At 68.7% G+C, this 6,168-nt stretch carries 7 protein-coding genes; 3 read left to right on the top strand and 4 right to left on the bottom strand.

Going from position 1 to position 6,168, the window contains the following annotated elements:
* Window positions 1-1,099: ABC transporter permease (locus tag BDIM_RS11145; protein WP_050796704.1), on the top strand; the 1,099-nt coding region annotated here is incomplete at its 5' end.
* A gap of 134 nt (window positions 1,100-1,233) precedes the next feature.
* Here BDIM_RS11145 and rpsU read toward each other — a convergent pair.
* The gene (gene rpsU, locus BDIM_RS11140; RefSeq protein ID WP_087139870.1) at window positions 1,234-1,467 is read right to left on the bottom strand and encodes a 30S ribosomal protein S21; all 234 of its coding nucleotides are present in this window, start codon (window positions 1,465-1,467) and stop codon (window positions 1,234-1,236) included.
* A 190-nt stretch (window positions 1,468-1,657) separates the two neighbouring features.
* On the opposite strand from rpsU, the gene BDIM_RS11135 reads away from it, so the two are divergent.
* Complete coding sequence (locus tag BDIM_RS11135) at window positions 1,658-2,323, top strand: COQ9 family protein (RefSeq protein ID WP_040345845.1); 666 nt, start codon at window positions 1,658-1,660, stop codon at window positions 2,321-2,323.
* A gap of 25 nt (window positions 2,324-2,348) precedes the next feature.
* Here BDIM_RS11135 and BDIM_RS11130 read toward each other — a convergent pair whose 3' ends face one another.
* Both BDIM_RS11130 and purE read right to left on the bottom strand, forming a co-directional pair.
* Window positions 2,349-3,422: a 5-(carboxyamino)imidazole ribonucleotide synthase gene (locus tag BDIM_RS11130; RefSeq protein ID WP_040345843.1), complete on the bottom strand. Its 1,074-nt coding sequence runs from the start codon at window positions 3,420-3,422 to the stop codon at window positions 2,349-2,351.
* Window positions 3,422-3,928 carry a 5-(carboxyamino)imidazole ribonucleotide mutase gene (gene purE, locus BDIM_RS11125; protein ID WP_040345841.1) on the bottom strand — a complete coding sequence of 169 codons (507 nt, stop codon included), beginning with the start codon at window positions 3,926-3,928 and terminating at the stop codon, window positions 3,422-3,424. Before purE ends, BDIM_RS11130 begins: the two co-directional genes overlap by 1 nt.
* 127 nt (window positions 3,929-4,055) lie before the next feature.
* Between purE and BDIM_RS11120 the strand changes: the two genes are divergently transcribed.
* Window positions 4,056-4,658: a GGDEF domain-containing protein gene (locus BDIM_RS11120; RefSeq protein ID WP_003165698.1), complete on the top strand. Its 603-nt coding sequence runs from the start codon at window positions 4,056-4,058 to the stop codon at window positions 4,656-4,658.
* Between the two features lie 45 nt (window positions 4,659-4,703).
* On the opposite strand, the gene BDIM_RS11115 is transcribed toward BDIM_RS11120, so the two are convergent.
* A complete protein-coding gene (locus tag BDIM_RS11115; RefSeq protein ID WP_003165697.1) occupies window positions 4,704-6,104 on the bottom strand; it encodes an amino acid permease in 1,401 nt (466 codons plus the stop codon).
* Window positions 6,105-6,168: the final 64 nt, after the last annotated feature.

Here is a 6,168-nt window from a genome sequence, read left to right as displayed (position 1 = left end):
GAAGAAGGAGGCGCCGCGCGCTGGGGCAAGCTTCAAGACGCCCAAGCGCGCGTTCGAACTGGTCGAGGCGCCCGCCGCCCTGACCGCCGCTGCGCCGGGCGAGGCGCGCGACGCCCTGGCCCGCCGCTATGTCGACAAGGACGCGCCCGAGGACGAAAAGCTGAACGCCGTCGTCTTCCTGACCGAGAAGGACGGCAAGCCGGGCGCCCGCGTCTGGACCGGACGCGCCACCGACGACGTGGTCGAGGACGCCGTCCGCGACGCCCTGAAGTCCGCCAACCGCAGCCGCGTCTTCGTCGCCAGCGGCATCGACCCCGCGGTGGTGTCGGATACGGAGATGTTCCGCCCGGACGTCTCGGTCTTCTCGCCGCGCGCCGCGTCGGGGGGCGAGGTGTCGTTCCGTGACAAACTGCCGGTGATCGTCGGCCTGGCGGTCGGCTTCATCCTGTGGTCGCTGATCATGACCGGCGCCTCCATCCTGCTGAACAGCGTGATGGAGGAGAAGTCGAACAAGATCCTGGAGGTGCTGCTGTCCTCGGCTTCGGCGACCGAGATCCTGACGGGCAAGGTGCTGGGCGTGGCCCTGCTGACCCTGGCCGTGCTGGGAACCTGGGGCGGCATCGGCGCCGTCGGCCTGATGGCCGCCATGCCTGATGTGGCGCGGGACATCGGCTCGGTGCTGCTGACCGACGGCCTGTTCGTCTACTTCCTGCTGTTCCTGGTCGGCGGCTATCTGATGTACGCGGTGCTGTTCGCCGCCATCGGCGCCTTCTGCGACACGCCGCGTGACGCCCAGACCCTGATGGGACCGATCATGATGGTGCTGATCGTGCCGATCCTGGTCATGCAGATGGCCATCCGCACCCCGGACGCCATGGTGGTGAAGGTCATCAGCCTGATCCCGCCCTTCACCCCCTTCGTCATGGCCGCGCGCGCGCCCAGCGGGCCGCCCCTGATCGAGATCATCGGCGGCCTGATCGGGATGTTCCTGTTCGCGGCCCTGATGGTCTGGGCGGCGGGCCGCGCCTTCCGCGCGGGCGCCCTGTCGGACGTGAAGCTGAGCTGGAAGAGCTTCATGGGCGCCGTGACGGGGCGATGAGGTCTAGGGGAGGGAGGCCTTGCCTCTCTCCCGTTCATCCCGGCGGAAGCCGGGGCCGTGAGCCGAAACAGACAAAGAAAAAGGCCGCCCCGGCGATCCGGGGCGGCCTTTGATCTTTCAGGCGTCAGCGGGTCTTAGCGACCGCGACCCTTCGGAGCCGGCAGCAGGCCTTCGCGCTGGGCGCGCTTGCGGGCCAGCTTGCGGGCGCGACGGACGGCTTCAGCCTTTTGGCGAGCGCGCTTTTCCGACGGCTTTTCAAAGTGCACGTGACGCTTCATTTCGCGGAAGCTGCCTTCGCGCTGCATCTTCTTCTTCAGGGCCTTGAGCGCCTGATCGACATTGTTGTCGCGGACGAAAATCTGAACCAGGGGTCTCTCTCCTTTGGCCGCCCGCCGCGTCCTTTCCAAGGGAGACGGGCAGACAAAACAAAACCACGCTCGAGAGGAAGGCCTCTCAAGTGAAGGCGCGCTGATACATGATCGGGGGGGGCGTGTCCAGATCGTCGCGCCTAATCGTGATGGGTCGAAACGCCCGCCGGATGGGCGTATCGTGCCGCCCATGACCGAGACAGCCGACACCGCTCCGAAAGGCGATTGGGCCGACCGCACAGAACAGGCCGTTCTGGCTGCGGCCATAGAACGCGCGCCCGCGCTGGGCTGGAACGCGCGCCTGACGCGCGCCGCGTGCGAGGCCTGCGGCCTGTCGCTGGGCGACCAGGAATTGCTGCTGCCCAACGGCCCGCGCGATCTGGCGGTCCTGCTGTCGCGTCGCCATGACGCCCGCGCGCTGAAGGCGCTGGAAGCCACGCCCGCGTCCACGATGAAGATTCGCGAACGAATCGCCGCCGCCGTCTCGGCGCGGATGGAAGCGGGGGCGCAGGACATCGAGGCCGCCAAGCGATGCGCGGGCTTCCTCAGCCTGCCGACCAACGTCGACCTGGGCTTCAAGCTGGCGTGGGAGACGGCGGATCATCTGTGGCGCTGGGCCGGGGATACGGCGACGGACCAGAATCACTACTCCAAGCGAGCGATTTTGGGCGGCATCCTGATTCCCGCCCTGACGATGCGCTGGTTCGACGGGCGCGAGGCGGCGGAAGGCTTCGTCGCCCGCCGCATCGACAACGTCATGGCCTTCGAGAAGTGGAAGGCGGGCAAGGACTTCGACGCCCCGGTCCGCACGATCACCGACGTGCTGGGGCGGCTGCGGTACGGCGCCAAGGGCTAACTTCCCTCTCCCGATGGGAGAGAAGTCAGAGAATGCGGTTCACGTGCGCCATCTTGCGCCCCGGCCGGGCGTCGTGTTTGCCGTAGAGGTGCAGGCGGGCGTCGGGTTGGGCGGCCAGGGCGCGCCAGTCCTCGAACTCGGCGCCCAGCAGATTGGTCATCTCGATGCGGGCGTGGGCCTGCGTGGGGCCCAGGGGCCAGCCGACGACGGCGCGGACGTGCTGCTCGAACTGGTCGCAGACGCAGCCGTCCTGGGTCCAGTGGCCGGTGTTGTGGACGCGGGGGGCGACCTCGTTCACCAGCAGTTCGCCGTCGCCCATGTCGAACAGTTCGATGCCCATGACGCCGATGTAGTCGAGGCCGTCCAGCACGGCGGCGGCGATCTGTTCGGCGCGCGCTTGCGTGGCGGGATCGACGGCGGCGGGGGCGATGGTGGTCTTCAGCACCCCGTTCTTGTGGACGTTCTCGCCCAGGGGATAGACGGCGACCGCGCCGTCGTGGCCGCGGGCGGCGATGATCGACAACTCGCGCTGGAAGACGGCGGCGGCTTCCAGCACGGCGGGACGGCGGCCGATGGCGTCGAAGGCGGCCTCGGCCTCGGCGGCGTCGCGAATCCAGACCTGGCCCTTGCCGTCATAGCCCTCGCGTCGGGTCTTCAGCAGGGCGGGCAGGCCCAGACGTTCGATGGCGTTGGTGAGGTCATCCAGCGTCGTCACGGCGGCGAAGGCCACGGTCGGGGCGTCGACGGCGTTCAGATAGGTCTTCTCGTCCACCCGGTCCTGGCCGACGGCCAGGGCGGTTGGTCCCGGCGCGACCAGGGCGCCCGCTTCGGCCAGGGTCTCGACCGAGGCGGCGGGGACGTTCTCGAACTCGAAGGTGACGACGTCGCACAGACGGCCCAGCGCCTGGAGCGCGTCGGGGTCGTCATAGGGCGCGGTGATCTGGGCGCGCGAGACGCGGGCGGCCGGGCAGTCCGGCTGGGGATCGAGGATCACCACGTCGAAGCCCAGGCGCGAGGCGGCCTGGCTCAACATCCGGCCCAACTGGCCCCCGCCGAGAATGCCGAGGGTCGATCCGGGGGGCAGGGGCAACTGGGGCATCAGTCCTCGACCGTTTCGGCGACGGATTCGGTTTGGGCGGCGCGGAAGGCTGACAGGCGCTCGGCGACGGACGTGTCGGACAGAGCCAGGATCTGCGCCGCGAGAATCCCGGCGTTCGCGGCGCCCGCCTCGCCGATCGCCAGCGTAGCGACGGGCACGCCGCCGGGCATCTGGACGATCGACAGCAGGGAATCGAGGCCCTTCAGCGCCTTGGACTGGACCGGCACGCCCAGCACCGGCAGGTCGGTCATGGAGGCGGCCATGCCCGGCAAGTGGGCCGCGCCCCCGGCGCCCGCGATAATGACCTTGAAGCCCTTGTCTTTCGCCGTCGTGGCGAAGTCGTAGAGGCGCTGGGGCGTGCGGTGGGCGCTGACGACCTTGGCCTCCCAGGCGACGCCCAGCTGATCCAGACGGTCGGCGGCCAACTTCATCGTGGGCCAGTCGGAGCGGCTGCCCATGATGATGGCGACAGGAGGCGTCGTGGCCGGCGGCGTGGAGGCGGTCATGCGCAAAGGCTCCCCAAGCGGAAAGCGGCCCGTTACAGCACCCGCGTTGCGCCCGCAACCGAGGACGCTAGACTCTGGTGCGTCGCGGGCCTTTGAGTCGGCCGGAAAAGCGACGCCGGAGCCCGCCTTGAATCCACTGGCCGATCAGACCATCGCTCCGGTTTCGGAAGACGAACTGCACGCCGAGCTCGCGCGCCTGCGCGCCGAGGTGGCGGGTCTGATTGAGCGAGCTGAACGGGCCGAGGCCCTAGCGGATCATGACGTGCTGACGCCCGTGCTGAACCGGCGCGGCTTCATGACGGTGCTGGCGCGCAACCTGGCCTATTGCCGCCGCCACGGGGTCGAGGCGGCCCTGCTGTATCTCGATCTGGACGGGTTCAAGGGCATCAACGACGGTCTGGGCCATGCGGCGGGCGACGCGGCGCTGATCGCCGTGGCCGAGCTGTTGCTGGCGAACGTGCGCGAATCCGACGCCGTGGGCCGCATGGGCGGGGACGAGTTCACCGTGTTGCTGATGAACGCCGGCGCCGAGGAAGGGCGCGAGAAGGCGCGGCGGTTGAGCGAGGCGCTGCAGAGCGAAGGCTTCATCTGGGATGAGACGCGGTTGGCGCTGGGCGGTTCGTTCGGCGTGCGGGCCTATGCTGAACAGGCCGACGCGGAGGTCTGGCTATCCGAGGCGGATGCGGCCATGTGGCTGCGCAAGAAGGCGCGGCCGGAGGCGACGCGCTGATGAATTGAAAAGGGCGCCGAGGTCAGCTTCGGCGCCCTTCTTTTCTTAGCCGTTCAGCAGGCTGTTGCGGCGGCTGTACAGCAGATAGACCGCCACCCCGATCACGTTCCAGATGACGAAGTTGATCTGGGTCGAGGCGGGCAGGCTGAAGAACAGGTAGACGCAACCCGCGATGGCCACCGGGCCGACCAGCCACCACGCCGGAGCACGGAAGACGCGCGGACGGCCCGGCTCGCGGCGGCGCAGCACGATCAGGCACAGGCCGACCGAGGCGAAGGCCACCAGCGTTCCGGCGTTGGCCAGGGCGGCCAGGTCGCCCAGCGGAATGAAGCCGGCGATGATCGCCATCAGGACGGCCGTGCCCGCCGTCACGCGCACTGGCCCGCCCGAACGCTCGGACACATGGGCCAGGCTGCGCGGCAGCAGGCCGTCGCGCGCCATGACGAAGAAGATGCGGCTCTGGCCGAACATGAAGGCCAGGATGACGGTGGGCAGGGCGACGACCGCCGCGCCCGCGATCAGGGTCGCCCACAGGTCCGATCCGACGGTGCGGATGATGTGAGACAGGGGTTCGGGCGACTTCATGAAGTCGGTGAAGGGCATGGCGCCCAGGGCGGCGATGGCCACGGCCATGTAGATGACGACGCAGGCCACCATCGAGCCGATGATGCCGATGGTCAGGTCGCGGGCGGGGTTGCGGGTCTCTTCTGCCGCCGTGGCCACGGCGTCGAAGCCGTAGAAGGCGAAGAAGATGATGGCCGCCGCCGCCATGACGCCCATCTCGGCGCCGATGCCGTGCGAGAAGCCGTAGGGCATGAAGGGCTTGAGGTTGGCCGGGTTGAAGTGGGGCAGGGCGATCGCCACGAAGGCGATCAGGGCGGCGATCTTGACCACCACCAGCACGGCGTTGATCGAGGCGCTTTCCTTGGTGCCGGCGACCAGCAGGCCCGCCACGGCGGCGACGATGATGACGGCGGGCAGGTTGACGATCCCGCCCTGCGACGGGGCCGAGGTCAGCATGGCGGGCAGGCCCATGCCGATGCCCTCCATCATGCCCGAGAAATAACCCGCCCAGCCCACGGCCACGGCCGAACAGACGACGGTGTACTCAAGGATCAGGCTCCAGCCGACCATCCAGGCCGCGCCCTCGCCCAGGGTGGTGTAGGAATAGGTGTAGGCCGAGCCCGACTCCGGGATCATGGTCGCCAGCTCGGCGTAGGCCAGGGCGGCGCAGACGCAGACGATTCCCGCAATGACGAAGGCCAGCATGACCGCAGGTCCGGCCCGTTCGGCCCCCACGCCGATCAGAGTGTAGATGCCGGTGCCGACAATGGCGCCGACGCCCAGGGCGACCAGATGCGGCCAGGACAGGGTGGGTTTCAGGCCATGAGCCTTGGGCGGCCCTCCCAGCGCAGGCAGAGCCTTGCGGCGTGTCATGAAACTCATGCGTCTTCCCCCAGACGGTTCTTGGCGGCGGATGTGAAAATATTCGGAATAACGGTGTTTTTCC

This window comes from Brevundimonas diminuta ATCC 11568 (genome assembly GCF_000204035.1).
GTDB lineage: Bacteria > Pseudomonadota > Alphaproteobacteria > Caulobacterales > Caulobacteraceae > Brevundimonas > Brevundimonas diminuta.
Note: the sequence above shows the minus strand (reverse complement) of the source record. Positions and strands in the feature narration are given on the sequence as shown.